Source organism: Brevibacillus sp. HD3.3A (assembly GCF_013284375.2).
In the GTDB taxonomy this organism is placed as follows: Bacteria; Bacillota; Bacilli; order Brevibacillales; family Brevibacillaceae; genus Brevibacillus; species Brevibacillus parabrevis.
In genome coordinates this window covers 4,704,516-4,730,000 of sequence record NZ_CP085874.1, presented here as the reverse complement: position 1 = coordinate 4,730,000, position 25,485 = coordinate 4,704,516, and the positions used below count along the sequence as shown (strand labels likewise).

Sequence of the window (25,485 nt, the reverse complement as noted above, 5' to 3'; positions counted from 1 at the left end):
CCCAGACAGTGTCCCTCTATCTGAAAAGTCACTATCGGGATACCGCCGTAACGGTCAATCTGCCTGAAAAGCCCGCTTATCAGGAAGCCCCAGACAGTGTCCCTCTATCTGAAAAGTCACTATCGGGATACCGCCGCAACGGTCAATCTGCCTGAAAAGCCCGCTTATCAGGAAGCCCCAGACATGCCTCTCTACCTAAAAAGCCCCTTATCTGGCTGTCCACGCAGCGGCCATTTGCCCGACAAGCTCTCGCCCAGCCGCAATATCGGGGTGAAACTGGATCGTTGCGTTTTGCCGCACGCGTTTGACCTGGAGCTGCGCTTGCGACAGTAATGAATCATCTGCAAGCAATCCGGATGCTTGCGCCATGCTCAGACCCGCGACCGTCCCTTGGCTCATCGCAACCCTGGCGCTTTCGATTCCCGTAATATTGCCTGCAACGTACAGTCCCGGCAAAGGCGTTTTCATGTATTCATCGTGCAAAGGGACGTGTCCTCCGAGGGCGGGAACATAGGCAAAAGGACATCCGGCAATGGCCGCCAGCTCTGCGAGTGGACTCAACCCGCCCGCAATGCAAACAAAGTCAGCCGGAATGAGTTGTTCTGTCCCGGGAATCGGCAATCCTTCCGGCGTGACGCGGGCAGTCCTGACTCCCTCCACCTGTGAAGTTCCGACGATCTCCAATGCGGCTGTGCGCAAATGGATCGGCATATCCCACATGCGCACACCTTTGGACGGAAAAAAAGCAACCGCCAACCGCTGCATCCACGCGCTGCCCATCAGCTTGCTTCCGAGGCGAATGACAGGCGAGGGGGCGAGATGGGCGACCCGCAGCAACGAGCGCATAATTTCATGGGGCCGTCCTGCCTTTCCGCTCACCTCAGACAGGGGAGGCAAAATCAACTGCTCGACATGCACGCCAGCCAGCTGCAACTCTCTGGCAATCGCGACAGACAAAATATTGACGCCGATCACCACGCCTTTTTTGCCTACGCGAACACGCTGCACATTTGTCATAACTTGTGCGGCTCCAATCGACATCACACCGGGCAATGTCCAGCCGGGAACGGGAACCGCAGCTTCGGACGCCCCGGTAGCAATCAGCAGCAGCGAAGACTCCCACTCGCCTTCTGTCGTGGAAATCCGCCAGCGGTCGTCGCAGCGGGCAATATCGTACACCGAAACACCACAGGAGATGTTGACCCCAAGTGCTCTGGCTTCCTGATCCAGGCGGGCGGCTTCAGCCAAGCCGTTCCACCATACCCCGTCCGGTTCTTCGTGCAACTGTCCGAGCAGTCTGCCGCCCGGCCGATAAAACTCATCGACGATTTTCACAGACAATCCTTGCCGGGCGGCGGCAATGGCAGCAGATAAGCCAGCAGGGCCAGCTCCGATGACCAGAACATCGTTCATTTTGCGTGCCCTCCTTTTTTCAGCGGAGTCGGCAGAACGGAGCCTGCTGTTACGCACATTCCTTCTGTAACAAGAGTCATACACGCTCGCACAGTCGGGATGCCGTCCACATGCACACGGCATTCGTAGCAATGGCCAATGTTACAGTAAATGCCCCGCGGAGCCCCTGTTTCTTCATGAACCCGAAGCGTGCGCACGCCAGCAGCCAAAAGCGCGCCGGCAATGGTTTCCCCTTCGTAAGCGGTATAAACAGCGCCGTTGAACTGAAACTGGAGAGCGGTTCTTTCTTCCATAGAACCAAGCACAGGATGATGGAAGATGCGTTGACTCATGAGCTTTTTCCTCCAAGCGTTTGAAACGAAATGGGCCGTACAGGCGGCTGATATCCAAGCGAAACTGTATGCGTAGGCACTTGGCCTGTTGCTTGTTCAACGATTTGCTCGATCAAAATCCGGCACGTTCTGCCACCGCAGCAGCCCATGCCAGCTCTGGTCCGCAGCTTCAATTCGCGAGCGGTGCACTGGTACTCGCGGGCAGTGCTCAGCAGCTCTTCCAGAGATACTTCCTCGCAGCGACAAATGATCACCTGCTGTGCGTCCATGCAAAAAGCCTCCCTTCGTTGTTGTCAGATAGCAAAATGCAAGTGTCGTGCCAGAAGCAGCGAGTGTTACAATAAAAACAACAGACAAACCCCCGCAGAAAGCGCAAATGGGCAAGGAAGCTTGGCACGAGGATTGCTTATAGAGCTTATAGAAAAAGAACGAAAATCACAGAAGCGAAGAGGGATGACCACATGGACAAATTGACACGTCTGCGCACACAATTCGATGCTTTGGGAATGGATGGAATGCTCGTTACAAACGGGCAAAACCGCCGCTATTTGACCGGGTTTACAGGTACATACGGAGTGGTGCTTGTATCGCGGAACGAGGCAAAGCTGTTCACTGACTTCCGTTATACGGAGCAGGCCAAAGCCCAGGCTGTCGATTTTGAGATTGTATTTTTGCCGACAAAAGAATCCGTTTACAGCGAAGTCGCTCGCCAGGCAGAGGAAATGGGCATCCAGACCCTCGGTTTTGAATCAGAAAACGTGACGTATGCTTTGCATCAAAAGTATGCGGATGCGATTCAAGCACGTTTGCTGCCGGTTGCTGGCGTAGTCGAGGGGCTGCGCATGATCAAGAGCGCAGACGAGCTGGACAAGATCAAGACAGCCGCACAGATAGCGGATGCGGCTTTTGCTCACATCTTGACGTTCTTGCGCCCAGGCATTACAGAGCTGGATGTGTCTAATGAGCTGGAAATGTTCATGCGCAAACAAGGAGCGTCAGGCTCTGCTTTTGACATCATTATCGCCTCCGGTCATCGCTCTGCTCTGCCGCACGGGGTGGCGAGCGACAAAAAGATCGAGAGCGGCGATATGGTGACCATGGACTTTGGCGCTCTGTACCAAGGCTATCGCTCCGACATTACCCGTACAGTTGCCGTCGGACAGCCGCATGAACAGCTTCAAGAAATATACGGCATCGTTCTCGAAGCGCGAAATCGTGCGGTAGCGGGGATTCGCCCCGAGCTGTCTGGAAAAGCGGCAGATGCGCTCGCTCGCGACTACATCGCGCAACACGGATACGGCGAACGGTTTGGTCACGGCATGGGCCATGGCGTAGGGCTGGACATTCATGAGGAGCCGTTCATGTCGACACGTTGCGAAGCGATTCTTGCGGCGGGCATGGTTTTGACTGTCGAGCCAGGTATTTATATTCCGGGGCTTGGCGGAGTCCGAATCGAGGATGACCTTGTTGTCACCGATACAGGCAACGATGTATTGACGCATTCCCCGCGCGAACTCATTATTTTGTAAAAGCCAAAAGCCAAAAGCCAAAAGCCAAAAGCCAAAAGCCAAAAGCCAAAAGCCAAAAGCAAAAAGCCAAAAGCCAAAAGCCAGGACCCTCGACTGTAGCGAAAAGTCGAGGGTCTTTTCCTATGCAAATCTGCTCCAAGCCATATTCCAGAAAACAGTGTCTAACAAATGAAACAGCGCATCTGTCCATGTGTACAAATGTTTATACACTATTCACCCGTGTGTCAAAAATCCCCGCATATTTCCATTTGGCACACATGTTGCATTTTCAGTATTTTGCAAAATTTGCAACAGTTCATAAGAAGAGGGGTTGATCGCGTGAAAAAAAGCATGTTTGCATTAGTCAGCAGTATCGCGGTACTGGGGGTAGCACTCGCAGGTTGCGGGGGAGGGCAGCAAGCGGCCCAGCCGACGAGCCAGCCAGCACAATCTGGACAAGCACAAGGCAATGCGCAGCCTGCACCAGCGGAAAAGCCGAAAGAGGCGCAAGTCTTGCGCTGGAATTTGCACTCCGAGCCGCCGACAGGCGATCCGGGACTGGCTGAGGATACGACATCAGCCGCAATCGTGAAGGCGCTCTTTGACGGGCTGACCCGCATCGGGCCTTCCGGAAAGCCAGAGGAGGCAGTAGCAGAAAAAATCGAAGTATCTCCTGATTTGAAAACGTATACATTCAAGCTGCGCGACTCGAAATGGAGCAACGGCGATCCCGTAACCGCCCATGACTTCGTCTACGCCTGGAAACGTGCCCTCGACCCTAAGACCGCTTCGAATTACGCCTATCAGCTGTACTACATCAAAAACGCGGAAAAAGCGAACAAAGGCAATGGCAGCTTGGACGAAGTCGGGGTCAAAGCGCTTGATGACAAGACATTGCAAGTGGAGCTTGCCAATCCGACGCCGTTTTTCCTGGAGCTGACCGCCTTCCAAACTTATTTCCCGGTAAATAAAAAAGTGATTGAATCATCGGCAACTTGGGCAGGCGATGCCAAGACGCATGTCGGAAACGGCCCGTTCAAGATGGAAACATGGGAGCACAAGAGCAAGATGGTCATGGTCAAAAACGAGAACTATTGGGACAAAGACAGCGTCAAGCTCGACAAAATCGAGTTTTCCATGGTAGAGGACGAGAATACGGAGCTGTCTATGTTTGAAAACGGCGAAATTGACTGGGCAGGCGCTCCGCTTAGCTCTTTGCCGACCGATGCCATGCCAGCCTTGAAAGACAGCGGCAAGCTGCAAGTAAAACCAGTCGGAGCGACATACTGGTACAAGTTCAATACAGAGCAACCTCCTTTTCATAACGTGAAAATCCGCAAAGCGTTCGCCTATGCGATCAACCGCCAAATTCTCATCGACAACGTACTCCAGGCCAACCAGCAGCCAGCCATGGGGGCCGTTCCGCCAACGATGGCCCTCAACCCGGATGGATACTTCAAAGACAACGATCTGGAGACAGCGAAAAAGCTGCTGGAAGAGGGCATGAAAGAACAGGGCCTGTCCAAGCTCCCACCTGTAACACTCGTTTACAACACGTCCGAAGGTCACAAAAAAATCGCCGAGGCCATTCAGGATCAATGGCGCAAAAATCTCGGTGTGGAAGTGAAGCTGGAAAACCAGGAGTGGAAAGTCTACCTGGAAACGATGCACGAAGGAAACTATCAAGTAGGGCGCCTTGGCTGGTCCGGCGATTTCAACGATCCGATCAACTTCCTGGAGCTGTTCAAGGAAAAGGACGGCGGAAACAACGACACGCGCTGGGAAAATCCGAAATTCAAGGAATTGCTGAACCAGTCTGCGACAGAGGGTGATCCGGACAAACGCAAGGCGATTTTGCGGGAAGCCGAGCAAATCATGATGGATGAAATGCCGATCATGCCGATCTACTTTTACACGCATACATGGGTGAAAAACGACAAGGTAAAAGGAGTCTTCCAGGACGGATTGGGCGCAATCGACTGGAAATGGACGTCGATCGAATAACAAGTGAATGGGGGAAGGTCTATGAAAAAATGGGGCAGTGTAGTGGTTGCAGCGTTGCTTAGTCTGTCGCTCGCCGTTGCGGGATGTGCGAACCAGGGCCAAGGTGCAGCGGACGCCAATGAAATCCTGGTCGGCGTGCTTTTGCCAGTGACGGGAAACAACGCAACAGATGGGAAAGACATGCAAAACGCCATCGAAATGGCTGTGAAAAAAGTGAATGACAGCGGCGGCGTGCTTGGAAAAAAGCTGAAAATCGAAGTTGCGGATGACGGATGCGATCCGCAAATGGCAACGACCGCAGCGAACAAGCTCGTCTCGCAAAATGTAGTCGCAGTCGTAGGCGGCTACTGTTCCGGTGCTACGCTTCCTTCTTCCGGTGTGTTCAAAAATGCGAATATCCCGATGATCGTCCCGGCAGCCAACTCGGCAAAATTGCCAGCCCAAGGTTATGACACCCTGTTTTTGATCAATGGCCTAACCCCAGACCAAGCCCAAACCGCAGCAGATTACATGGCAGCCAACCAGGCCAAAAAAGTCGCTCTCATTCACGACAACTCCGCTTATGCCAAAGACCTCGCCGACTTCGCCAAAGCTGCCGTGGAAAAGAGCGGCGGCACCGTCATCGCCTATGAAGCGATCAATCCCGAAGAAAAAGATTTCAGCGCGCTCGTCACCAAGCTGAAAGGTTTGCAGCCAGACGCCACCTATTTTACCGGCTACTATGCGGCTGGCGGGCTGTTGGTCAAACAGTTCAAGCAAAAAGCAGTACCGGGCCTGTTCCTCGTAGGCGACGGATCGTTCAGCGAGGACGTCATCAAAATCGCCGGAGCGGACAACGCAGAGGGACTGTTGATTACCGCTACGCCGACTGCTGAATTTATCGAGGGCGCAGAAGCCTTCACCACCGAATACAAGCAAACGTACAACAACCTTGCTCCTGGGCCGTTCTCTGCGCTCAGCTACAACGCGGTCAATTTGCTGGCAGATGCCTTGAAACGGGCCAATTCGACAGAGCGCGATGCGATCAAGAAGGCGCTCAAGGAAACGAAAGACTTCCAAGCTCTCGGTCAAACGATCTCTTTCAACGCGCAAAACACGCTCGATACTTCCAACTTTGCTGTGCTCAAAGTGACAGGCGGCAAATTCACATTGGCGAAATAGGACCGCCAGAGCAAGAGAGCAAGGAAGAGGTCATTCAGGCAAAGGGATGGTGGTGGCATGGAGATTCTGGTCCAAACGCTGGCAGACGGTTTGGTCATCGGCGCGTTTTACGGTTTGATCGCTCTCGGCTACACGATGGTTTTTGGCATCATCAAGCTGCTCAATTTTGCTCATGGCGACTTGTACATGCTCGGCGCATTCGTCGGCTACAGCTTGCTCAGCATGATTGGCGGCGGCGATTCCGGCATGGGGCTGTTCGGGATACTCGTCGTACTGCTGTTGACGATGGTGATTGTCGGCATTGCCGGGATGGGGATTGAGCGGATTGCTTACCGTCCGCTGCTCCTTGCTCCCAGACTGTCGATCCTGATTACCGCAATTGGCGTATCCCTTTTTCTGGAAAATGGCGCGATGATCGCCTGGGGCGCACAGTATCAGGTGTATCCGTTGCAACTGTCGCACGCCGGAATCAACCTGTTCGGGGCTACGATCACGTATACCCAGATCGGGCTTGTGCTCATCTCGGCATTGCTGATGCTCGGGCTGCATCTGTTCATCAACCGGACGCTTTACGGAAAAGCGATGCGGGCCATCGCGCACGATCAGACGGCGTGTCAGCTGATGGGCATTAACGTGCACAAAGTCATCGGACTTACTTTTTTTATCGGAGCTTCACTGGCGGCGGGGGCAGGGACGATGGCTGGCGCTTATTACGGAACCGTCAATTTCATGATGGGCTTTATCATCGGGCTTAAAGCGTTTACAGCCGCTGTGCTTGGCGGGATCGGCAGCATTCCGGGAGCGATGCTCGGCGGGCTTTTGCTTGGCTTGATGGAGACGGCGGGCACTTTTGTATTCGGTGGATCGTGGAAAGATGTCGTCGCCTTTTCGCTCCTGATCTTGATCCTGGTGCTCAAGCCGACGGGCATCATGGGCGAGAAAGTGACAGAGAGGATGTAGCCGATGAACGGATATCGCAAAAAGCTGCCTGTCGTCCTGTTGCTGCTTGTCGCCGCCATCCTGCCGTTTCTCGCCAATAATTACTGGCTCGATGTGGCGACACTCGCCTTGTTTTACATCGTTTTGGCTCAGGGGCTGAATGTGGTCGTCGGCTTTGCCGGCCTGCTTGACCTCGGCTACGCGGCGTTTTTCGCTGTTGGAGCTTATACGACGGGAATCTTGATGACGGTTTACGGCTGGTCGTTTTGGCTGACTTTGCCCGTGTCGATTGCGCTTGCTGCTGTCGTCGGGGTTATCATTGGCGCTCCGACTCTGCGGCTGCGCAGCGATTACTTGGCGATCGTCACACTCGGTTTCGGGGAAATCATTCGTCTATTGGCGATCAACTTGAGCATAACAGGTTCGGCTTCCGGCATTTACGGCATTCCGCGACCGTCCATCGGGAGCTATGTGCTTGCGGGACAGCTTGATTTTTACTATCTGATTCTCGTCATTGCCATCTTGGCTGTGCTCGCGGTCAAGCGGCTGGGAACGTCGCGGATCGGCAGGGCGTGGATGTACATTCGCGAGGATGAGGACGCAGCCGAGGCCATGGGCATCAATCGGATCAACATGAAGCTGTTGGCTTACTCCATCGGAGCGGTCATCGGCAGTTTGGCAGGTTCTGTGTTCGCCGTCAAAATGAGTGCGATTGCCCCGCTCAGTTTCAGCTTTACGCAGTCGATCATGATTTTGCTCGCGGTCGTGCTCGGAGGCTTGGGCAGCATCCCGGGTGTCGTCCTGGGCGCTGTGCTGGTCATCACCTTGCCTGAACTGCTTCGCTCAGTGGAAGACTGGCGCTATCTGATCTTTGGGATCGCGCTGGTGGCGATGATGCTGTTTCGTCCACAAGGGCTGTGGCCCGCCCGATACGATGCAGGGCAAGCAGCCAGCGGGGAAACAGAAGCAGCGCTTTCGGGAAGGGGGGACGACGATGTCAACGTTGACGCTGAAAAATGTAACGCTTAAATTCGGCGGCCTTGTGGCTGTCAACGACTTGACAGTCCAGATCGGTGCAGGCTCGATCACGAGCATGATCGGCCCGAATGGCGCGGGAAAAACGTCTGTCTTCAACATGATCACGGGCTTTTACAAACCGACAGCGGGGCAGATTTTGCTGGACGGACAAAATCTGGTCGGGAAAAAGCCAAGCCAGATCACTCGCCTTGGATTGGCGCGCACTTTTCAAAACTTGCGGCTGTTTCCGAACTTGACGGTTTTGGACAATGTCAAGGCAGGCATGCACAGCCGCACGAAGCAAGCGGTCTGGGGAGCGCTGTGGCATACGCGGGCACAGCGTCAGGAGGAACGCTTGATCGAGCAGACGGCGCTGGACTGCTTGCGCTTTGTCGGCATGGAACAAGATTGCGCGCGGATCGCGAAAAATTTGCCGTACGGAGCGCAGCGGTATTTGGAAATTGCCCGCGCGCTGGCGACGCAGCCGAAGCTTCTGCTTCTCGACGAACCTGCCGCTGGACTGAACTATGAGGAAAAAGAGGCGTTGATCGGGTTGATCCGCAGCATCCGCGACACGTATGGGCTGACCGTCCTGATCATTGAGCACGACATGGGCTTGATCAAAAAAATATCGGATCACGTCGTTGTTCTGGATTATGGGCAAAAAATCGCGGAGGGCGTTCCGGAAGCTGTCCTGAACAACCCGCGGGTGGTCGAAGCGTACCTGGGGAAGGAGGAGGCAGTGTGACGGCACTTTTGACGATTGAAAGCCTCCAGGCGCATTACGGGAAAATCGCGGCGCTCAAAGGGATCAGCCTGCAAGTGAACCAGGGGGAGATCGTCGCGCTTCTCGGCAGCAACGGAGCGGGCAAAAGCACCACGCTGAAAGCGATTTCCGGGATTGTCCGGCCGACGAGCGGCGAGATTGCTTTGGCCGGCAAAAGTCTGGTCGGCTGCGCCCCGCATCAAATCGTGGAAGCAGGTGTCATCCATGTTCCGGAAGGGCGGCGGATCTTTGCCGGACTGACCGTGCGCGAAAATCTGGAGCTTGGCGGATTTACGAAGAGACGAGAGAAGGCGGCCGTCAAGGAAGGGATCGAGCAAGCTTTTGCCTTGTTTCCCCGCTTGCAGGAGCGAAGTCAACAGCTGGGAGGAACGCTGAGCGGCGGCGAGCAGCAAATGCTCGCGATCTGCCGCGCTTTGATGGCGCGACCGAAGCTGTTGATGCTGGATGAGCCGTCGATGGGGCTGGCCCCGATTATTGTGCAAGAGATCATGAACATAATCAAGGAAATCAACAGGCAAGGCACGACGATTTTATTGATCGAGCAAAATGCCAAGGCAGCGCTCAAGCTTGCCCATCGCGGCTATGTGATGGAGACGGGGCGCATTGTGATGGAAAATACGGCAGACGTGCTGCGCACAGACGATTCGATCGTCAAGGCGTACCTGGGCGCGTGAGTCAGTCAGGCAGTCAGGACAAGGCTGTTCTCCAACGACAAAGGAGGAATCAACCGTGGAATTGATTCGCATTTTGTCTGAGTTGTTGCCGCCCAAAGAGGGGCGAAGCTGCCGGGAGCTGCGCGGGTGTTTTCGCCGTTTTTTTCAGTGCAAAAAGGCGGGCAGGCGCCGTTAGCCCAAGCAGGCCCGTTTTGCATTCGCGCTGCTGCAAACCACGCCGCAAAAACGCAAAAACCAACCTCCCGTTTCACACGGCAAAGTGAGACGGGAGGTTGATTTTCACAAGACGAGGTGCGAGCGAGCTTCGCCTTTCGCGCTGGATTATTTGTTCAGCTTGTTGCCAGGGAGAGCGGAGAGCGGTGCGGCCCCTTGCAGTGGGGCACGGCTCGTTTTTGGCGCCGGATTATTTGTTCAGCTTGTTGTACAAAGTCGCGCGGGAAATGCCGAGTCTTTTGGCAGCGGCCTGCTTGTTGCCGTTTTCCAGCTCGATCGCGCGCAGGATGACGCGCCGTTCATGCGCTTCCAGTTCTTCCTGCAAAGAAAACAGGTCGTCCGGCAGCTCGACGGGCAACTGCTTGGCCTGGCTTTGCACAGAGTACGGCAAGTCTTCCTCGCGGATCGTTCCGTCCGTAGCAAAAACGACCAGCCGCTCGATGGCATTGCGCAGTTCGCGAATATTGCCCGGCCAGTCGTATTGCAGCAAATTTTGCATGACGTTTTGCGAGATGGCGTGGATCGGCCGATTGTAGCGCAAGGAAAACTCGTAGAGAAAAAAGTGGGCCAGCTCGACTGTGTCTTCGATCCGCTGCCGCAAAGGCGGGATGGCGAGGGTGACGACATTGAGCCGATAATACAAGTCCTCGCGAAACTTTCCTTCACGGATCATTTCCTCCAAGTTTTTGTTGGTGGCGGCCACTATGCGAAAATCGGCTTCGATCTGCTTCGTTCCTCCCACAGGGTAATACTTTTTCTCCTGGAGGACGCGGAGCAGCTTGACTTGCATGTCGAGCGGCATTTCGCCCACTTCGTCGAGAAACAGCGTTCCGCCGCGGGCCAGCTCAATCATCCCTTTTTTGCCTTTTTGATCAGCGCCGGAGAAAGCTCCCTTTTCATAGCCGAACAGCTCGCTCTCAAAAAGGGTGGGGGAGATCGCTCCGCAGTTGATCGCGATAAAAGGAGCGTTTGCGCCTTCGCGCACATCGTGCACCGCCTTGGCGAACAGCTCTTTGCCGACGCCGCTCTCCCCGATAATCAGCACGGTCGCCTGGGTCGAGCCGAGCTTTTGGATCATCGACTTGATCTGGCGGATGGCGAGGCTGGTTCCTTTGATGTGCTGGAACGGATCGGGAGTGGAGCTGAGCTTCGCCATTTCCTGCTGCAAATGATTCACTTTTTTGTTCGCCTTCAACAGTTCCTGATTCAGGCGAACCTGGCTGGTAATATCGGTCTCAGCGGCAACAGCGCCGATGATTGTATCGTGCAAATAAATCGGTTTCGTATTGATGAGGACGACGAGGTCTTCTCGCGGCTGATGCTGATGGCGGTAGAGCGATTGCCCGTTATGCAGCGATTTGAGCGTCTCCAGCATGTCGAGCGGGAAAAAGTCCGTGATCGGCCGCCCGACGATGTCTTTGGCCTTCAGCGAAAAAATGCGCTCCGCACCTTCCGTCCAGACCATGACGCGAGCTTTTTCGTCGATGACGGAGATCGAGGCGTCCATCGTCTGGATCATCGTCTCAAAATAAGCCTCCAAAATTTCATAAGAGGTAAAAACGGCACGGAGAACAGTCGGGCGGTCGAGATATCCGACAGGTTCCCCTTGGTCATCGGTGACGAGCACATAGCTGTGGGTGCCGAGCAGTTGGATCGCAGCAGGAAGCGGAGCAGCAACAGTCAGGACGCCGACCTGTTCCCATGCGGCTGGCGGCTTGCTTTCGTCGGCAAAAATGTCGGCGTCCGTAGACGCGAGCGTACAGGCGTGCCAGCCGGAAGATAGCGGGGCAAACGCAATCGGTACGGTTCCTTTCGAGGGCAGCAAAGAAAGCGGTTGCTCCCGGTAAATCTGCATGTTCGTCTGGATCAGCTCGGCAATGCCAGGCAGCTTATGGTTCATCCCGATCATTCCTTTTGGAAGAGTGTATAAAAATGTAAACACTTTCTCGAATATTATACATTCGCTTGTTGAGTTGTAAAAGAATTTAGACAAAAATTTTGCGGATGTTCGCTCCTTTTGGTTGGCACGGCATTTGCAAAAATAAACAAGTGCAACGATTTTACGAAAAGCTTTTGAGGAGAATCAGCCATGACAAGACAAACCCATGCGCAGATTGCGGTAATCGGCGGCGGCATTATCGGGGCGGCGATTGCCTACTACACAGCCAAGGCTGGACTGGATGTGGTCGTGCTGGAAAAAGGCGAGCTGGCGTCAGGGACGTCCTCGCGCTGCGACGGCAACATTTTGGCGATCGACAAAGACCCCGGCTTCGACAGCCAGATGTCCTTGCAAAGCCAGATGCTCGTCGACCAGCTGACCCGGGAGCTGGAGCATTCGTTTGAATATCGGGCTTTGGGCAGCATTCTCGTCTGCGAGTCAGAGGCGGAAATGGAAGCAGCAGCGCAGTGGGTGCGACGGCAAAAGGAAGCCGGGCTGCCTTTTCGGATGCTGGATCGCCAGGACATTCGCCAGGAGTCGCCTTACTTTGCCGACGACTTGCTGGGAGGTTTGGAGTGCGCGACCGACTCTACTGTGAATCCGTACATGCTGACCTTTGCGCTGTTTGAAGGCGCGAAAAAGCACGGGGCAAAAATCATGCGGCGTACCGAGGTCAAGGCGCTGCGCCGCGATCAGGCGACGGGAACGTTTCAGCTCGAACTGAATACGGGCGCGATGACAGCGCAGCAGGTGGTCAATGCAGCGGGAGTGTGGGCGCCTTTCATCGGGCAGATGGTCGGAGTCGACATTCCGGTCGTGCCGCGAAAAGGACACTTGATCGTCGCGTCCAGACAGCTTCCGGTCGGGATGCGCAAGGTGATGGAGTTTGGCTACTTGATCTCCAAATTCGGCGGAGTGCGCCAGGTCGATGCCGAGACGGAAAAATACGGGGTTGCGCTGGTGTTCGAGCCGACAGAGAGTCAAAACTTTTTGATCGGATCGAGCCGCCAGTTCGTCGGCTTTGACACGCGAATCGATCTGAACGTGGTGCGCTGCATGGCGAGAAGGGCGCTGCGCTTTTATCCGAAAATCGCTGACTTTGCCATGATCCGTACGTATTGCGGGTTGCGCCCGTGGACGGAGGATCATTTGCCGATCATCTCGCGCGTCGAGGAAGTGCCCGGCTTTTTTATCGCGGCTGGACATGAAGGGGATGGGATCAGCCTGGCGGCGGTCACAGGCAAGCTGATGTCCGAAATGCTACAGGGACAGTCGGACACGATCATCCCCACCGAACCGCTTCGCCACGACCGATTCACGAAGAAAGAGGTGCTGCATCCATGAAAGCAGCCAGAGTGTTTACGACTGTGGACACGCATACGGGCGGCAATCCGACCCGCACGGTCATCAGCGGTCTGCCGAAGCTCCAGGGGGAGACGATGGCGGACAAAATGCTGCACATGCAAAAAGAGTACGACTGGATTCGCACCCTGCTGATGTACGAGCCGCGCGGCCATGACGTCATGTCTGGCGCTCTCGTGGTGGAGCCGTGCCACCCGGAAGCGGACGTGGGGGTGATCTACATCGAGACGGGCGGTTACTTGCCGATGTGCGGGCATGACACAATCGGGCTTTGCACAGCGTTGGTGGAAACCGGAATGATTCCGGTAAGCGAGCCGCTGACGAGATTGAAACTGGATACGCCAGCAGGCTTGGTCGAGGTGGAAATCCAGGTTGAGGGGGGAAAGGCGAAGCAGGTGTCGTTTACGAACATTCCTGCCTTTCTCTACAAGCAAGATGTCAGCGTCACAGTGGAAGGGATCGGTACGGTTACATGCGACATCGCCTACGGTGGCAATTTTTACGCGATTACGGACGCGCGGGCGCTGGGACTCGAACTGGCTCCGGGAAATGCCTCTGTGATCGTCGACACGGCTGTGCGCATTCGCAAAGCGATCAACCAGTCCCTGGAAGTCGTCCATCCGGCGAAGCCGTTCATCCGCGGCTTGACGCACGTGGAGTTTTACACGGACCCGAGCGCGCCGGAAGCAGATGTCAAAAACACGGTCGTCGTGCCGCCAGGTGGAATTGACCGTTCTCCGTGCGGCACAGGCACATCCGCGAAGCTGGCTACGCTGTTTGCCAAAGGCGAGATCGGGCTGGACGAACCATTTGTCCATGAGAGCATCGTCGGCTCGCTGTTTACAGGAAAAGTGCTGGCGGTTGCGGAGGAAGGCGGACTTCCCGCTGTCGTGACAACCATTGCTGGCAGCGCCTGGCTGATGGGCAAGCACACGATTTTTTACAATCCTGAAGATGAGCTGGCAAACGGCTTTTTGCTGATTCCGGCGGCCACAGACCATTAAATACAAAAAGTTGAGAGGAGAATGAACGATGGGAAGATTTGAAGGGGTATACGTAGCGATTGTCACGCCATTTACTAGCGATTACGAGGTGGATTACAAGCGGCTGACAGAGCTGTGCGACTGGCTGATTCAGGAAGGAGTCAACGGTTTGGTGCCGTCCGGTTCCTTGGGTGAATACGCCACGATGACAGGCGAGGAGCGGGCCAAAGTCATCCATACGGTGATTGCAGCAGCAAAAGGCCGCGTTCCGGTCGTAGTCGGCTCGGCAGCGCCGTCGACCCGTCAGGCAGTGGAGTGGGTGCAATTTTCCAAAGACGCAGGCGCAGCCGGGGTGATGGCTTTGCCGCCGATCAACTACAAGCCGCTGGAAAACGAAGTGTTCGCGCATTACGAAGCGCTGAACACGGTCGGATTGCCGATTATCGCTTACAACAACCCGCACGATTACAAGATCGACCTGACCCCGGATATTTTGGCGCGGCTGGCGAAGTTTGAAAACGTGGTAGCTGTCAAAGAGTTTTCCGGGGATGTGCGTCGCATGCAGGACATTCTCGCCCAGACAGACCTGGAAGTGATGGTCGGCGTGGACGATTTGGTGATGGAGGGCGGCTTGATCGGAGCGACGGGCTGGATCGCCGGCGTGCCGAATGCTTTGCCAAAAGAAGGCGTGGAGCTGTTCCGACTCGCGCGCGCAGGCAAGCTTGCGGAGGCTCAGGCTCTGTACCGCCGACTGCTGCCGCTGTTCCATTACGACGCAAGTCCGCAGCTCGTGCAGTCGATCAAGTACATGATGGAGCTGGCTGGCTTCCCTGTAGGTCCGACTCGCCCACCGCGCCTCCCGCTGGCAGACGACTACTACGCTGGGATTAAAAAGGCGTTTGACTACGCAGTCGGCGCAGCCAGCGGACGATAAGGGGGAAGGGCAGGCATGCACAGCAAAAACTGGATCGGCGGCGAATGGATTACGCCGCACGGAGCCGAGGTGACAGTCAAAAACCCGTCGCGCTTTACCGAGGAAGTGGGCGTCTTGCATATGTCGGATCGCTCACACGTATTTGCAGCAGCAGATGCCGCACGTGTGGCGCAAGCCGAGTGGGCGAGGAAAACAGGTGCTGCTCGCGGCGAGGTGTTGTATCAGATGGCTTCCGCTCTGGAGGCTCATGCAGACAGTCTCGCCAGACTCGCGAGCCAGGAGATGGGCAAGCAGCTGGGCGAAATGCGCGGCGAGGTGGCGCGGGGCATCAGTCTGTTGCGCTATTATGCCGGCGAAGGAATGCGGGCCAACGGCAATTTGATCCCGTCTGCGGATACGGATGTTTTGCAGTACAGCCGTCGAGTGCCGCTCGGCGTCGTGGCTGTCATTACGCCGTGGAATTTCCCTGTCGCGATTCCGATTTGGAAGATCGCTCCCGCGTTGATCTGCGGCAATGCCGTCATCTGGAAGCCGGCGGAAAACGGTTCTTTGACCGCGACGCGTCTGGCAGAAATTTTTGCCGAGACGAAGCTGCCGCCAGGAGTGCTCAATCTGGTGATCGGAAAAGGACGGGAAATCGGAACGACTTTGATTGAGGAAGCTGCGGTGGACGCGGTCAGCTTCACCGGCTCGTCCGCGACAGGCAGACAGATCGCGATTGCCTGCGCGGGACGCAACATCAAATGCCAGACCGAGATGGGCGGAAAAAATGCGGCGGTTGTCCTCGCTGACGCGGATCTGGACAAAACGGTGCCGATTTTGCTCAGCGGGGCATTCCGCTCTGCTGGGCAAAAATGTACGGCGACGAGCCGGATTATTGTGGAAAAGGCGGCTTACGAGCCATTGGTCGAGCGGTTGCAGACAGCTATCTCGCTGTGCAAGGTCGGGGATGCTTCCGATCTGGATGCTTACTTGGGTCCGGTCGCTTCTGCGGCGCAGTACGAGACAGTCGGGCAATACGTGTCTATCGCCCAGTCTGAGGCCCGGTTGATTGCCCAAAGTCCGGCTTATGCGGGAGCGGAGCACGGCTACTTTATCCGTCCGCAAATCGTGGAAGGAGTAGCGGCCGACCACGCTTTGGTTCAGGAGGAAGTGTTCGGGCCGCTGGCTGTGCTTTTGACGGCAGATGGGTTCGACGAGGCAATCGAGCTGTGCAACCAGTCTGTGTACGGGCTGAGCGCTTCGCTGTTTACCCGTGATCTGGCGAGTGCCCACCGCTTTTTGGACTTGGCGCAGGCCGGGATGGTGCGCGTCAATCAGGAGACGGCCGGGGTGGAGTACCAGGCTCCGTTTGGCGGCATGAAGCAGTCCAGCTCGCATACGCGGGAGCAAGGGCAAGCGGCGCTGGACTTTTACAGTGCCACGAAGACATGCGCGATCAAATACGCCTGGTAAACAGCGAAACCTGGCAGGTAAAGGTGTGGGAGGACTATGAACATCCAGCAGTTGTTTACGACCATTGACGCCCATACAGGAGGGGAGCCGCTGCGGATCATCACGGGCGGCATCCCGCCTCTCAAAGGCGAAACGATTTTGGAGAAGCGCCGTTATTTTCGCCAGGAGCTGGATCATATCCGGCGGGTGCTGATGTACGAACCGCGCGGACACCACGGGATGTACGGTTGCGTCATGACGGCTCCCGTCAGCCCGGATGCGGCCTTTGGCGTCCTGTTCATGCACAACGAAGGCTACAGTACGATGTGCGGCCACGGGATCATCGCGGTCGTGACAGCGGCGATCGAGACAGGGATGCTTCGCGTGGCTGATCCGGATGAGCGGATTGTGATCGACAGTCCGGCGGGCCGGATCATCGCGCGTGCCCACACGGATGGAGCGCACGTCCAGTCGGTCGCTTTTGAGAACGTCCCGTCTTTTGTGTTCGCCAAGGATGTGCCGATCGAGTGGGAAGGAAAGCTGTTTTCCGTCGATATCGCCTTTGGCGGAGCTTTTTACGCGGTCGTGCAAGCCAAGGACATCGGTGTCCAGGTCGAGATCGAGCAGCTGGCGACTTTGCAGGAGTGGGGCAGCCGGATCAAGCAGCAGATTGAAGCGAAGCTTGCGGTCGTTCATCCGTTCGAGCCTGAGCTGGCTGGCATTTACGGGGTGATTATCTCGGATGAGCCGCGTGTGCAAGGCTCACACTTGCGCAACGTGACTGTTTTCGCCGACAAGCAGATTGACCGCTCGCCGTGCGGCACAGGTACGGCTGCGCGGGTGGCGACGCTTTTTGCCAGAGGCAAGCTGGCTGTCGGGGAGCGGTTTGTGCACGAAGGGATCGTGGGCAGCCAATTCGTCGGTACCGTACTGGAAACGACGCAGGTAGGCGACTACCCGGCGGTCATTCCGTCCATTGAAGGCCGGGCTTTTATCACAGGTTTGCACCAGTTTGTCGTCGATCCGACTGATCCGTTAAAGGACGGCTTTTTGCTGCGCTAGGCATGGCAGGAGTGGGGAAAAAGGGGCTGCATGATCTGGGCGGCCTCTTTTTCATGCATATAACGGTGTCACAATACTGCCACGCATCCAGGCATCTGCTTTTTTCCGACACTTCTGTTATAATGGCTGGGACAAGTATAAACAAGGGAAAAAGGGGTTGAATTTTGTGCCGTATAAAGCGTTGCTGGAGTCCCACGTGGGTGGCTGGGAAGTCGCGATTGTCCTGTTGATCGTAGCGTACTTCCTCTATCGTGCGGGCAAGGAAAAAGCGGGCAAGATCGTACATATGCTGCTCAGACTCATGATGGTCATTATTCTCGTATCCGGAGCGTGGATGCTGTTTACCGTGCACGCCAGCGAAGTGTATTTCTACGTGAAAGGTCTGCTCGCGATTGTCGCTTTCGGCTTGATCGAGATGTCGCTGGGACGGGCGAAAAGACAGGAAGGCAGCATCGGCTTTTTCATCGGCTGTTTGATCGTGCTGGTCGTAGTCATCATGCTCGGCTATCGCGTATTCGCCTAGTCGCCTGGAAACGGAAATGTATGCATAGAGCTTTCTTTTGCAAGTTGCACGCTTGCAGGGGAAGGCTTTTTTTCATGAAACGGGATATGGCTGCTTGCGGTCAACCAAAAGGTCATGACTGTTTTGTTGCCTGGCCGGGGCTGACGTTGAGGCGGTCGGGCGTTGATCGCGGGACGGGAGCGGAAATTTTGGAGAAACACTCCACTTTATATAAAAGTAATGGCGGATAACTCCTTTTTTGATATAATGACGGTAAGCACGACCAAACGGAGTCACTTTTCAAAAGGAGGCGCAGCATGGCAGGACATACAGAGGAGTTGACCGTTGCCGGAGTCAAGACAAACACCCTTTTGCACATCCAGAGTCTTTTGCCCTCCTTCACGAAATCGGAGCAAAAGGTAGCGAGCATCGTTTTGCAGCAGACAGACAGCGTCATTTATTCTTCTGTGATCGACCTGGCTGAAAAGGCTGGCGTCGGCGAAACGACGGTGCTGCGCTTTTGCCGGAAAATCGGTTTTCGCGGCTATCAGGAGTTCAAGCTGGCGCTCGCGCAGGAGCTGGTTGCACCTGCGAAAAATTTGCACGGCGAAGTAGGCGAGGAAGATTCGCTGGAGACGATGGCGCAAAAAATAACCGCGACGAATCAACAGGCGATTGCCGATACATCTGCCCTGTTCGATCTGGAGCAAATCGAGCGTTGTGTCCAGCTTTTGCAGCAGGCAGGGACGATTCACTTTTACGGAGTAGGAACATCGGCTGTGACGGCGCAGGATGCGAAGTACGCGTTTTTGCGGATCGGACTGCGCGTGGATGCCATGAGTGAATCGCACCTTCAGGCGATGGCGGCAGCTACGCTCGGGCCGGGGGATGTAGCGATCGGGCTGTCTGTTTCCGGGAGCACGAAGGATACGATCGATTCGCTCAAGGTCGCGAAAGAGGCGGGAGCCACGACGATTTGCATTACGCATTACCGCCGCTCGCCGATTACGAGTGTCGCGGATATGACGCTGTTGACCGCCGCACAGGAAGGCCCGTTGCAGGGCGGTTCTCTGGCTGCGAAAATCGCCCAGTTGCACGTGCTGGACGTCATCTGCACGACCATTACGCTGCGCAACAAGGAAAAGGCGCTCACATACAAGGAACGGACAGCGAAAGCCGTATTGGAACGAAAATATTGATTGAGGTGAGAGGAATTGAAACTTGTCATTGTCAAAGATTATCAGGAAATGAGCCGCAAAGCGGCCGAATTGCTTGCCTCTGAGGTGAAGCAGCACCCGCAGACCGTCCTGGGGCTGGCGACTGGCGGCACTCCGGTAGGCATGTACCGGGAGCTGATCAAGCTGCACGAAGACGAAGGGATCGATTTTTCGCAGGCGCAGAGCTTTAATCTGGATGAATATGTCGGGCTGTCTTCGGCGCATCCGCAAAGCTATCGCGCCTATATGCAGGAAAATTTGTTCCAGCACATCAACTTGCCAGCAGACAAAACACACGTCCCAACAGGAGATGCGGCCGATCTGGACAAGGAGTGCGCGCGCTATGAGGAAGCGATTCGCGAAGCGGGCGGTATCGATATTCAAGTGCTTGGCATCGGCAACAACGGTCACATCGGATTCAACGAACCGGGATCTTCTGCGGAGTCGACGACGCGGGTGGTGCAGCTGACCGAGAGCACGATTGAGGCGAACGCCCGTTATTTTGCCAGCGTGGAGGAAGTGCCTACGCAAGCGGTTTCCATGGGGATCAAGACGATTCTCGGAGCGAAAAAGGTCGTGCTGTTGGCAAGCGGAGAGGCAAAAGCACAGGCTGTGCGCCTGATGGTGGAGGGCGAGCCGACAGCGGATGTGCCAGCGTCCTTGCTGCAGCTTCACCCGGATGTAACGGTCATCGTGGACGAGGCGGCGGCGAGCCAGCTGACTGTCGCTGCGACAAGTGTGGAAAACAAGCGGTAGCCGTCTGGCGCCGCTTGTTTCTTTTGTTGTTCACCAATCTGTTCCGAATATCTGTCTGTCCCTTATGCTATACTGGGAGTGTTGTCACGAAGGTTCACCAGATTTTTCTAAGGAGCTGATTTTCGATGAGCGCAAACGAAGCGTTGCTTACATTAGAAGGTTGGTATACGTATCATAATTTCCGCACGATCAATTGGGAAAAGTGGAAAGCGGCTTCCGCCGAGGAGCGCCAAGCAGCGTTGGACGAGTTGAACGGGCTGATCCGCACTTGGGAAGCGAACGAAGCGGAAAACCAAGGAAGCACGGCTTTCTATTCGATTCTTGGACACAAAGCAGACCTCGTGTTCATGTTCCTGCGCCCGACCATGCAAGAACTCGAAGAAATCAAGACGGCTTTCAATAAAACCCGCTTTGCTGCCTTTACAGATGCTCCGTACTCCTACGTCTCCGTTGTCGAGTTGAGCAACTATGTACATAACCCGGGCGAAGATCCGAAGGCAAATCCGCACGTGCGCGATCGCCTGTATCCGATCCTGCCAAAATGGGAGCACATTTGCTTCTACCCAATGAACAAAAAACGCGATTTGCAAGACAACTGGTACATGCTGAGCATGCAGGAGCGTCAAGAAATGATGCGCTCCCACGGCATGATCGGCCGCTCCTACGCTGGACGCGTCAAACAAATCATCGGCGGCTCCGTCGGTTTCGACGATTGGGAGTGGGGCGTGACGCTGTTCGCCAACGATCCGCTGGAGTTCAAGCACATCGTCTACGAAATGCGCTTTGATGAAGTGAGTGCCCGTTTTGGCGAGTTCGGCAACTTCCTGGTCGGTAACGTGCTGAATCAGGAAACGCTCGCGAAAAAACTGGAAGTGTAATCATCTGTCAAAAATCTGCTGTGCGGCTGCTAGTTGTCGCATCGGCAGATTTTTTTTGCCCGGGGGATCGGCTCTGGCTCGGTCTTTTTTAGGCGTCGAGCCTGCCAGCCGCAGGAAACCGATTTGTGCTCGGAACGTAGATGTAATAGGATGGGAGAAATGTGAAGAACAGAGAGAGGCTGCGCTGGGAAGCGATTAAGCCGGAAGGAGAGGGGATTGCAATGAAAAGCATCAAGCCAGGAAGAGGCCCGTCGGCAATGGGCGCGGCGGGAAGTGTCGTTGCTATTGTTTTCGGAGTATTTTGGACGATTATGGCATTTTTCATCACGCAAGATTCGCCGTTTCCCGTGGTCGGCACGATTTTTCCTTTGTTTGGGGTCTTGTTTATCATTATCGGGATCGTTCAGGCTGTTTATCACTATAAAAACGCTACAGGCAGAGAGCGGATGTCGCTGTACGATATTACGGACGCCAGCGAGGAAGGCGACCCGTTGAACCGCCGATTCGGCAAGGAGAGAGAAGCGGAAGCGGACACAGAGACGACAGGCGAAAAAGCTTTTTGTCCGTACTGCGGGCAGCGCGTAAAGGCTGGCTACCAATACTGTCCGGGCTGCGGGAAAAAGGTGTAAGGACACGGTTTCTTAACAAAGTCGTGGCTTTGGTTCCCGGAAACTTTTTGATACAGTAAAGAGGAAAGCGACATCAGAGCGGAGGGGAACAAGACTGGGCTTTCTAAAGCTGAAAATCGGCTATCGCACTTTAAAAACGGCGATCGGGACAGCGATCTCGATCTTTTTGGCTCAACAGCTTGATCTGCTGTACCCCGCATCTGCGGGCATCATTACGATTCTTTGCATACAAGTAACGGTCAAGCAGTCGTTCCGCACAGCGTGGAACCGGATCATGTCCAGCTTTCTCGGGCTTGGCATCGGGATGGCGCTGTTTTATTTGCTCGGGTATTCGCCTGTTGCCATTTTGCTCGCCATCCTGCTGTTTTTGCCGCTCGCTGTGCGGTTTGGCATCCAGGAGGGCTTCGTCAGCAGCATGGTCGTGCTCATGCACCTGTACTCGGCGCAAAGAATGGATTTCCCGTTATTGCTGAACGAAGCGGGACTGCTGGTGATCGGCGTCGGGGTCGCGCTGCTCGTGAACTTGTACATGCCGAGCCTAGACAAGGAACTGCGGGCGATGCAAAAGCAGATCGAGCAGCTGTTCAGGCAAATTTTGCGGGAGTTTTGCTACTACTTGCGGCATGGCGAGAGCGATTGGGACGGGAAAGAGATGATCGAGGCGCCGGGTCTTTTGGAAAAAGCGCTCAGGCTTGCGTCGCGCGACATCGATAACCGTCTGGGGCGGCGCGATGACTCGTACTACCAATACTTTGTCATGCGAGAAAAGCAGTATGAACTGTTGGAGCGGATGATGCCGATCGTTTCGTCACTCGACACGCAGGTGCCGCAGAGCCATTGGATCGCTGATTTTCTCGAACGGATCAGCGACTCGGTGCACCCGGGCAATACGGCGTACCGCTTTATCGATCAGCTTCGCCAAATGCGCGAGGAGATCAAGGAGTCGGAGCTGCCGCGCACGCGCGAGGAATTTGAGACGAGAGCGTCGCTGTTTTACTTGTTGCGCGAGATCGAGAATTATTTATTCATCAAGCATGAGCTGGGCAAAAGCAGTGAGGACAAAAAACCAGCAGCCGTAGCGGAGCCAACACCGGGCAAGTAACGCTTCGTGTGGCAAAACGGCAAAACGGCAAAAACGCCAAAGAACAAAGGCGCTTTCTTCTGAGCAAAACCGGAAGAAGGCGCTTTTTGTGTCCCAAACAACATCCCGACTTTTTGCTGAAAAAGGCGTGAAAGCTTGGCACTGCCAGCTTCTGCCCTTTCAGGCATGCATATTTATTCAGTAAATTTTATTTTTCTTGAATGTCTGAAAATATACAATTATAATTTAAATCAGAAATCATTTCCGATATTCGGAAAAAGTGAAAAGGGCCATCCATCCGGCAACAGATAGATAGGGGGATAGCAGGATGATTGAGGTTAAGCAGCTAGTCAAGTCTTTCGGATCACTCACCGTGCTGAAAGGTGTCACCCTCTCGGTAGAGGAGAAAGAAGTCGTCGTCTTGCTCGGTGCCAGCGGTTCAGGCAAAAGCACTTTGCTTCGATGTTTGAATTTTTTGGAATTTCATGAAGCTGGCGAGATTTGGATCAGCGGGGAGAAGGTTGACCCGCACAAGACCAATCTGAACCATTTTCGGGCAGAGGTTGGGATGGTATTCCAGCACTTCAATCTGTTCCCGCACAAGACGGTACTGGAAAATGTGATCGAGGCTCCGGTGCACGTCAAGGGAATGAAAGTCGCCGAGGCGAAAGAGCTGGCCAACGAACTGTTGAAAAAAGTAAACATGCAGGATAAGGCGGATGTGTACCCGGACATGCTCTCGGGTGGACAGAAGCAGCGCGTGGCGATTGCGCGAGCGCTTGCGATGAAGCCGAAAATCATGCTTTTCGATGAACCTACCTCCGCACTTGACCCTGAGCTGGTCGGCGAAGTGTTGCAGGTAATGAAGCAACTGGCAAAAGAAGGCATGACCATGATCGTCGTCACCCATGAAATGGGCTTTGCCCGCGAAGTCGCAGATCGCGCCGTGTTCATGCACGATGGTCAAATCCTGGAGCAAGGGCCGCCTAGTGCGTTCTTTGAAAATCCGCAACACGAAAGAACCAAGCAGTTTTTGCGCAGCATTCGTTAAAAACAGAGAAAACAGGGGGAATTTCAGATGAAAAAACGTGCAAAATGGTCCGGAGTTTTGTTGTCTACCGTTTTGTTGGGCTCGCTTCTGCTCTCGGCATGTGGCTCTCAAGAGAGCAGCGCGCCGGCAGGAGGCGGACAAGCAGCGGGCGGCGAAGGCAAAAAAGATTTTACTTACGCGATGAGCGGCGTGTACAAGCCGTTCAGCTTTAAAGAAAACGGGCAGCTGACAGGCTTTGACGTAGAAATCGGACAAGCGCTGGCGGAAAAAATGGGGATGAACGCCGTTCCGATCACGAACCCGTTTGAGACGATCATTCCTGGTCTGGATGCGAAAAAATACGACTCGATCATCGGCAGCTTGACGGTGACTCCCGAGCGTCAAAAAGCGGTTTCCTTCACGAATCCGTACTATCGCTCCGGCTCGCAGATTTTCGTGCAGGAAGGCAACACGACAATCAAGGGCAAGGACGATCTGAAAGGCAAAAAGATCGGGGTCGTCAAAGCTTCCAACTACTTGGACTGGGCGAAAAAACTGACAGATGAAGATAAAATCACCCAATACGACAGCGATATCACGGCGCTGCTCGACTTGCCGACAGGACGTCTGGACGCGGTCATTACCGACCAGGTAGTAGGCTTGCGCTTTATTAAAGAGGGTGGCGGAAAAGTCATCGACGTGGGTGAGCCACTCAGCTTCGACGAACAGGCGATTGCTGTGCGACTGGGCGATCAGGAATCGGTAGACCGAATCAACAAAGCGCTGGATGAAATCATCAAAGACGGCACCTACGAAAAAATCAGCCAAAAATGGTTTGGCCGCAATATCCTGCAAAAACAATAAAGTGGGCAACGGGGTGTCCGGTTTGGACGCCCCCCTTTTTCCGCTTCATGTGAGGAGGATTTCCTATGATCATCGATATTTTTCTGAACAGCTATCCCCTTTTCCTGAAAGCGACCTGGTTGACCGTTCAGCTCACGGCAGTCGCTCTCTTGCTCGGTTGCATCGTCGGACTGATCATTGCGTTTTTCCGCATTTCCAATTCCAAGCCGCTTAACTATTTCGCGCACTTGTACATTACCGTCATTCGCGGTACGCCTTTGATCGTGCAAATTTGTATTTTGTACTTCGGGTTGGCGAACATGGTGACGCTTTCCCAGTTTTGGGCAGGGGCAATCGCGCTCGCCGTTCATAACGGAGCTTATATTGCCGAGATTTTCCGCGGCTCGATCCAATCGATTGATCGCGGGCAGATGGAAGCGTCCCGCTCGCTCGGGATGTCGTACCCGCTGGCCATGCGCCGCATCATTTTGCCGCAGGCGTTTCGCCGGGCGATCCCGTCACTCGGCAACCAGTTCATCATCGGGTTGAAGGACTCGTCGCTGGTAGCGTACGTAGGGATGCAAGATTTGTGGGGAACTGGTCTCGGCGAGGCGGCTTCCAACTACAAACAGCTGGAGACATACATGGTCGTCGGCTTGTACTATCTCGTGCTGATTATGCTGTTCACCTATTTTGTCAACAGACTGGAGACGAGGCTTGCCAAGGGAAAAACACCGCGAAAGCAGGCCAAGGATACGAGTGTCGCAGCATAAGGCACGTTTATGGA

The 25,485-nt window shown here is 54.9% G+C and carries 25 protein-coding genes; 21 read left to right on the top strand and 4 right to left on the bottom strand.

Annotated elements, in window-relative coordinates; genetic code table 11:
• Positions 1-207: 207 nt before the first annotated feature.
• The 3 genes from HP435_RS21970 to HP435_RS21960 are packed head-to-tail and all read right to left on the bottom strand — an operon-like array spanning position 208 to position 2,014.
• Positions 208-1,413 (bottom strand): NAD(P)/FAD-dependent oxidoreductase, encoded by a 1,206-nt coding sequence (locus HP435_RS21970; protein ID WP_122965994.1) that lies wholly within the window; start codon positions 1,411-1,413, stop codon positions 208-210.
• The gene (locus tag HP435_RS21965; RefSeq protein ID WP_122965993.1) at positions 1,410-1,745 is read right to left on the bottom strand and encodes a (2Fe-2S)-binding protein; all 336 of its coding nucleotides are present in this window, start codon (positions 1,743-1,745) and stop codon (positions 1,410-1,412) included. Before HP435_RS21965 ends, HP435_RS21970 begins: the two co-directional genes overlap by 4 nt.
• Complete coding sequence (locus tag HP435_RS21960; protein WP_063227839.1) at positions 1,742-2,014, bottom strand: (2Fe-2S)-binding protein; 273 nt, start codon at positions 2,012-2,014, stop codon at positions 1,742-1,744. The genes HP435_RS21965 and HP435_RS21960 overlap by 4 nt, the downstream gene beginning before the upstream one ends.
• 192 nt (positions 2,015-2,206) lie before the next feature.
• Between HP435_RS21960 and HP435_RS21955 the strand changes: the two genes are divergently transcribed.
• From HP435_RS21955 to HP435_RS21925, 7 genes are all read left to right on the top strand, one after another.
• A complete protein-coding gene (locus HP435_RS21955) occupies positions 2,207-3,274 on the top strand; it encodes a M24 family metallopeptidase (protein ID WP_173600220.1) in 1,068 nt (355 codons plus the stop codon).
• A gap of 318 nt (positions 3,275-3,592) precedes the next feature.
• On the top strand, positions 3,593-5,257 hold the full coding sequence (locus tag HP435_RS21950) for a peptide ABC transporter substrate-binding protein (protein ID WP_122965991.1): 1,665 nt from the start codon (positions 3,593-3,595) through the stop codon (positions 5,255-5,257).
• 21 nt (positions 5,258-5,278) lie between these two features.
• Positions 5,279-6,418, top strand: a complete 1,140-nt coding sequence (locus tag HP435_RS21945) for a branched-chain amino acid ABC transporter substrate-binding protein (RefSeq protein ID WP_173598142.1) — start codon at positions 5,279-5,281, stop codon at positions 6,416-6,418.
• Positions 6,419-6,475: 57 nt separating this feature from the next.
• Positions 6,476-7,378 (top strand): branched-chain amino acid ABC transporter permease, encoded by a 903-nt coding sequence (locus HP435_RS21940; protein WP_173598143.1) that lies wholly within the window; start codon positions 6,476-6,478, stop codon positions 7,376-7,378.
• A 3-nt stretch (positions 7,379-7,381) separates the two neighbouring features.
• On the top strand, positions 7,382-8,386 hold the full coding sequence (locus tag HP435_RS21935) for a branched-chain amino acid ABC transporter permease (protein ID WP_122965988.1): 1,005 nt from the start codon (positions 7,382-7,384) through the stop codon (positions 8,384-8,386).
• Complete coding sequence (locus HP435_RS21930; protein WP_122965987.1) at positions 8,352-9,122, top strand: ABC transporter ATP-binding protein; 771 nt, start codon at positions 8,352-8,354, stop codon at positions 9,120-9,122. The genes HP435_RS21935 and HP435_RS21930 overlap by 35 nt, the downstream gene beginning before the upstream one ends.
• Complete coding sequence (locus HP435_RS21925) at positions 9,119-9,835, top strand: ABC transporter ATP-binding protein (protein WP_122965986.1); 717 nt, start codon at positions 9,119-9,121, stop codon at positions 9,833-9,835. The genes HP435_RS21930 and HP435_RS21925 overlap by 4 nt, the downstream gene beginning before the upstream one ends.
• Positions 9,836-10,238: 403 nt before the next feature.
• On the opposite strand, the gene HP435_RS21920 is transcribed toward HP435_RS21925, so the two are convergent.
• Entirely contained in the window at positions 10,239-11,948 is a 1,710-nt protein-coding gene (locus HP435_RS21920; protein ID WP_122965985.1) for a sigma-54 interaction domain-containing protein, read from the bottom strand.
• Between the two features lie 189 nt (positions 11,949-12,137).
• Here HP435_RS21920 and HP435_RS21915 point away from each other — a divergent pair, with 189 nt between their 5' ends.
• From HP435_RS21915 to HP435_RS21850, 14 genes are all read left to right on the top strand, one after another.
• The gene (locus HP435_RS21915; RefSeq protein WP_122965984.1) at positions 12,138-13,331 is read left to right on the top strand and encodes an NAD(P)/FAD-dependent oxidoreductase; all 1,194 of its coding nucleotides are present in this window, start codon (positions 12,138-12,140) and stop codon (positions 13,329-13,331) included.
• On the top strand, positions 13,328-14,353 hold the full coding sequence (locus tag HP435_RS21910) for a proline racemase family protein (protein WP_122965983.1): 1,026 nt from the start codon (positions 13,328-13,330) through the stop codon (positions 14,351-14,353). The genes HP435_RS21915 and HP435_RS21910 overlap by 4 nt, the downstream gene beginning before the upstream one ends.
• Positions 14,354-14,381: 28 nt before the next feature.
• Positions 14,382-15,266 (top strand): dihydrodipicolinate synthase family protein, encoded by an 885-nt coding sequence (locus HP435_RS21905; protein WP_122965982.1) that lies wholly within the window; start codon positions 14,382-14,384, stop codon positions 15,264-15,266.
• A 15-nt stretch (positions 15,267-15,281) separates the two neighbouring features.
• Complete coding sequence (locus HP435_RS21900) at positions 15,282-16,721, top strand: aldehyde dehydrogenase family protein (protein WP_122965981.1); 1,440 nt, start codon at positions 15,282-15,284, stop codon at positions 16,719-16,721.
• A gap of 36 nt (positions 16,722-16,757) precedes the next feature.
• A complete protein-coding gene (locus HP435_RS21895; protein WP_122965980.1) occupies positions 16,758-17,762 on the top strand; it encodes a proline racemase family protein in 1,005 nt (334 codons plus the stop codon).
• A 157-nt stretch (positions 17,763-17,919) separates the two neighbouring features.
• A complete protein-coding gene (locus HP435_RS21890) occupies positions 17,920-18,285 on the top strand; it encodes a YisL family protein (protein ID WP_122965979.1) in 366 nt (121 codons plus the stop codon).
• A gap of 296 nt (positions 18,286-18,581) precedes the next feature.
• Positions 18,582-19,463, top strand: a complete 882-nt coding sequence (locus HP435_RS21885) for a MurR/RpiR family transcriptional regulator (RefSeq protein ID WP_173598147.1) — start codon at positions 18,582-18,584, stop codon at positions 19,461-19,463.
• A 15-nt stretch (positions 19,464-19,478) separates the two neighbouring features.
• Entirely contained in the window at positions 19,479-20,237 is a 759-nt protein-coding gene (nagB, locus tag HP435_RS21880) for a glucosamine-6-phosphate deaminase (protein WP_173598148.1), read from the top strand.
• A gap of 125 nt (positions 20,238-20,362) precedes the next feature.
• Complete coding sequence (hemQ, locus tag HP435_RS21875; protein WP_122965975.1) at positions 20,363-21,115, top strand: hydrogen peroxide-dependent heme synthase; 753 nt, start codon at positions 20,363-20,365, stop codon at positions 21,113-21,115.
• Positions 21,116-21,336: 221 nt separating this feature from the next.
• Positions 21,337-21,744: a zinc ribbon domain-containing protein gene (locus tag HP435_RS21870; protein ID WP_173599586.1), complete on the top strand. Its 408-nt coding sequence runs from the start codon at positions 21,337-21,339 to the stop codon at positions 21,742-21,744.
• Positions 21,745-21,838: 94 nt separating this feature from the next.
• Complete coding sequence (locus tag HP435_RS21865; RefSeq protein ID WP_279635109.1) at positions 21,839-22,846, top strand: aromatic acid exporter family protein; 1,008 nt, start codon at positions 21,839-21,841, stop codon at positions 22,844-22,846.
• 307 nt (positions 22,847-23,153) lie between these two features.
• Positions 23,154-23,876 (top strand): amino acid ABC transporter ATP-binding protein, encoded by a 723-nt coding sequence (locus HP435_RS21860; protein WP_063227857.1) that lies wholly within the window; start codon positions 23,154-23,156, stop codon positions 23,874-23,876.
• A gap of 27 nt (positions 23,877-23,903) precedes the next feature.
• Positions 23,904-24,719 carry a transporter substrate-binding domain-containing protein gene (locus HP435_RS21855; protein ID WP_122965972.1) on the top strand — a complete coding sequence of 272 codons (816 nt, stop codon included), beginning with the start codon at positions 23,904-23,906 and terminating at the stop codon, positions 24,717-24,719.
• Positions 24,720-24,784: 65 nt separating this feature from the next.
• Positions 24,785-25,471 (top strand): amino acid ABC transporter permease, encoded by a 687-nt coding sequence (locus HP435_RS21850; protein WP_173599583.1) that lies wholly within the window; start codon positions 24,785-24,787, stop codon positions 25,469-25,471.
• Positions 25,472-25,485: the final 14 nt, after the last annotated feature.

What these genes read in the sequence shown, in the direction of transcription:
- HP435_RS21970 (WP_122965994.1), bottom strand. Translation starts at nt 1,413, where the DNA reads ATGAACGATGTTCTGGTCATCGGAGCTGGCCCTGCTGGCTTATCTGCT.
- HP435_RS21965 (WP_122965993.1), bottom strand. Translation starts at nt 1,745, where the DNA reads ATGAGTCAACGCATCTTCCATCATCCTGTGCTTGGTTCTATGGAAGAA.
- HP435_RS21960 (WP_063227839.1), bottom strand. Translation starts at nt 2,014, where the DNA reads ATGGACGCACAGCAGGTGATCATTTGTCGCTGCGAGGAAGTATCTCTG.
- HP435_RS21955 (WP_173600220.1), top strand. Translation starts at nt 2,207, where the DNA reads ATGGACAAATTGACACGTCTGCGCACACAATTCGATGCTTTGGGAATG.
- HP435_RS21945 (WP_173598142.1), top strand. Translation starts at nt 5,279, where the DNA reads ATGAAAAAATGGGGCAGTGTAGTGGTTGCAGCGTTGCTTAGTCTGTCG.
- HP435_RS21940 (WP_173598143.1), top strand. Translation starts at nt 6,476, where the DNA reads ATGGAGATTCTGGTCCAAACGCTGGCAGACGGTTTGGTCATCGGCGCG.
- HP435_RS21935 (WP_122965988.1), top strand. Translation starts at nt 7,382, where the DNA reads ATGAACGGATATCGCAAAAAGCTGCCTGTCGTCCTGTTGCTGCTTGTC.
- HP435_RS21930 (WP_122965987.1), top strand. Translation starts at nt 8,352, where the DNA reads ATGTCAACGTTGACGCTGAAAAATGTAACGCTTAAATTCGGCGGCCTT.
- HP435_RS21920 (WP_122965985.1), bottom strand. Translation starts at nt 11,948, where the DNA reads ATGAACCATAAGCTGCCTGGCATTGCCGAGCTGATCCAGACGAACATG.
- HP435_RS21915 (WP_122965984.1), top strand. Translation starts at nt 12,138, where the DNA reads ATGACAAGACAAACCCATGCGCAGATTGCGGTAATCGGCGGCGGCATT.
- HP435_RS21910 (WP_122965983.1), top strand. Translation starts at nt 13,328, where the DNA reads ATGAAAGCAGCCAGAGTGTTTACGACTGTGGACACGCATACGGGCGGC.
- HP435_RS21905 (WP_122965982.1), top strand. Translation starts at nt 14,382, where the DNA reads ATGGGAAGATTTGAAGGGGTATACGTAGCGATTGTCACGCCATTTACT.
- HP435_RS21900 (WP_122965981.1), top strand. Translation starts at nt 15,282, where the DNA reads ATGCACAGCAAAAACTGGATCGGCGGCGAATGGATTACGCCGCACGGA.
- HP435_RS21895 (WP_122965980.1), top strand. Translation starts at nt 16,758, where the DNA reads ATGAACATCCAGCAGTTGTTTACGACCATTGACGCCCATACAGGAGGG.
- HP435_RS21885 (WP_173598147.1), top strand. Translation starts at nt 18,582, where the DNA reads ATGGCAGGACATACAGAGGAGTTGACCGTTGCCGGAGTCAAGACAAAC.
- hemQ (WP_122965975.1), top strand. Translation starts at nt 20,363, where the DNA reads ATGAGCGCAAACGAAGCGTTGCTTACATTAGAAGGTTGGTATACGTAT.
- HP435_RS21870 (WP_173599586.1), top strand. Translation starts at nt 21,337, where the DNA reads ATGAAAAGCATCAAGCCAGGAAGAGGCCCGTCGGCAATGGGCGCGGCG.
- HP435_RS21860 (WP_063227857.1), top strand. Translation starts at nt 23,154, where the DNA reads ATGATTGAGGTTAAGCAGCTAGTCAAGTCTTTCGGATCACTCACCGTG.
- HP435_RS21855 (WP_122965972.1), top strand. Translation starts at nt 23,904, where the DNA reads ATGAAAAAACGTGCAAAATGGTCCGGAGTTTTGTTGTCTACCGTTTTG.
- HP435_RS21850 (WP_173599583.1), top strand. Translation starts at nt 24,785, where the DNA reads ATGATCATCGATATTTTTCTGAACAGCTATCCCCTTTTCCTGAAAGCG.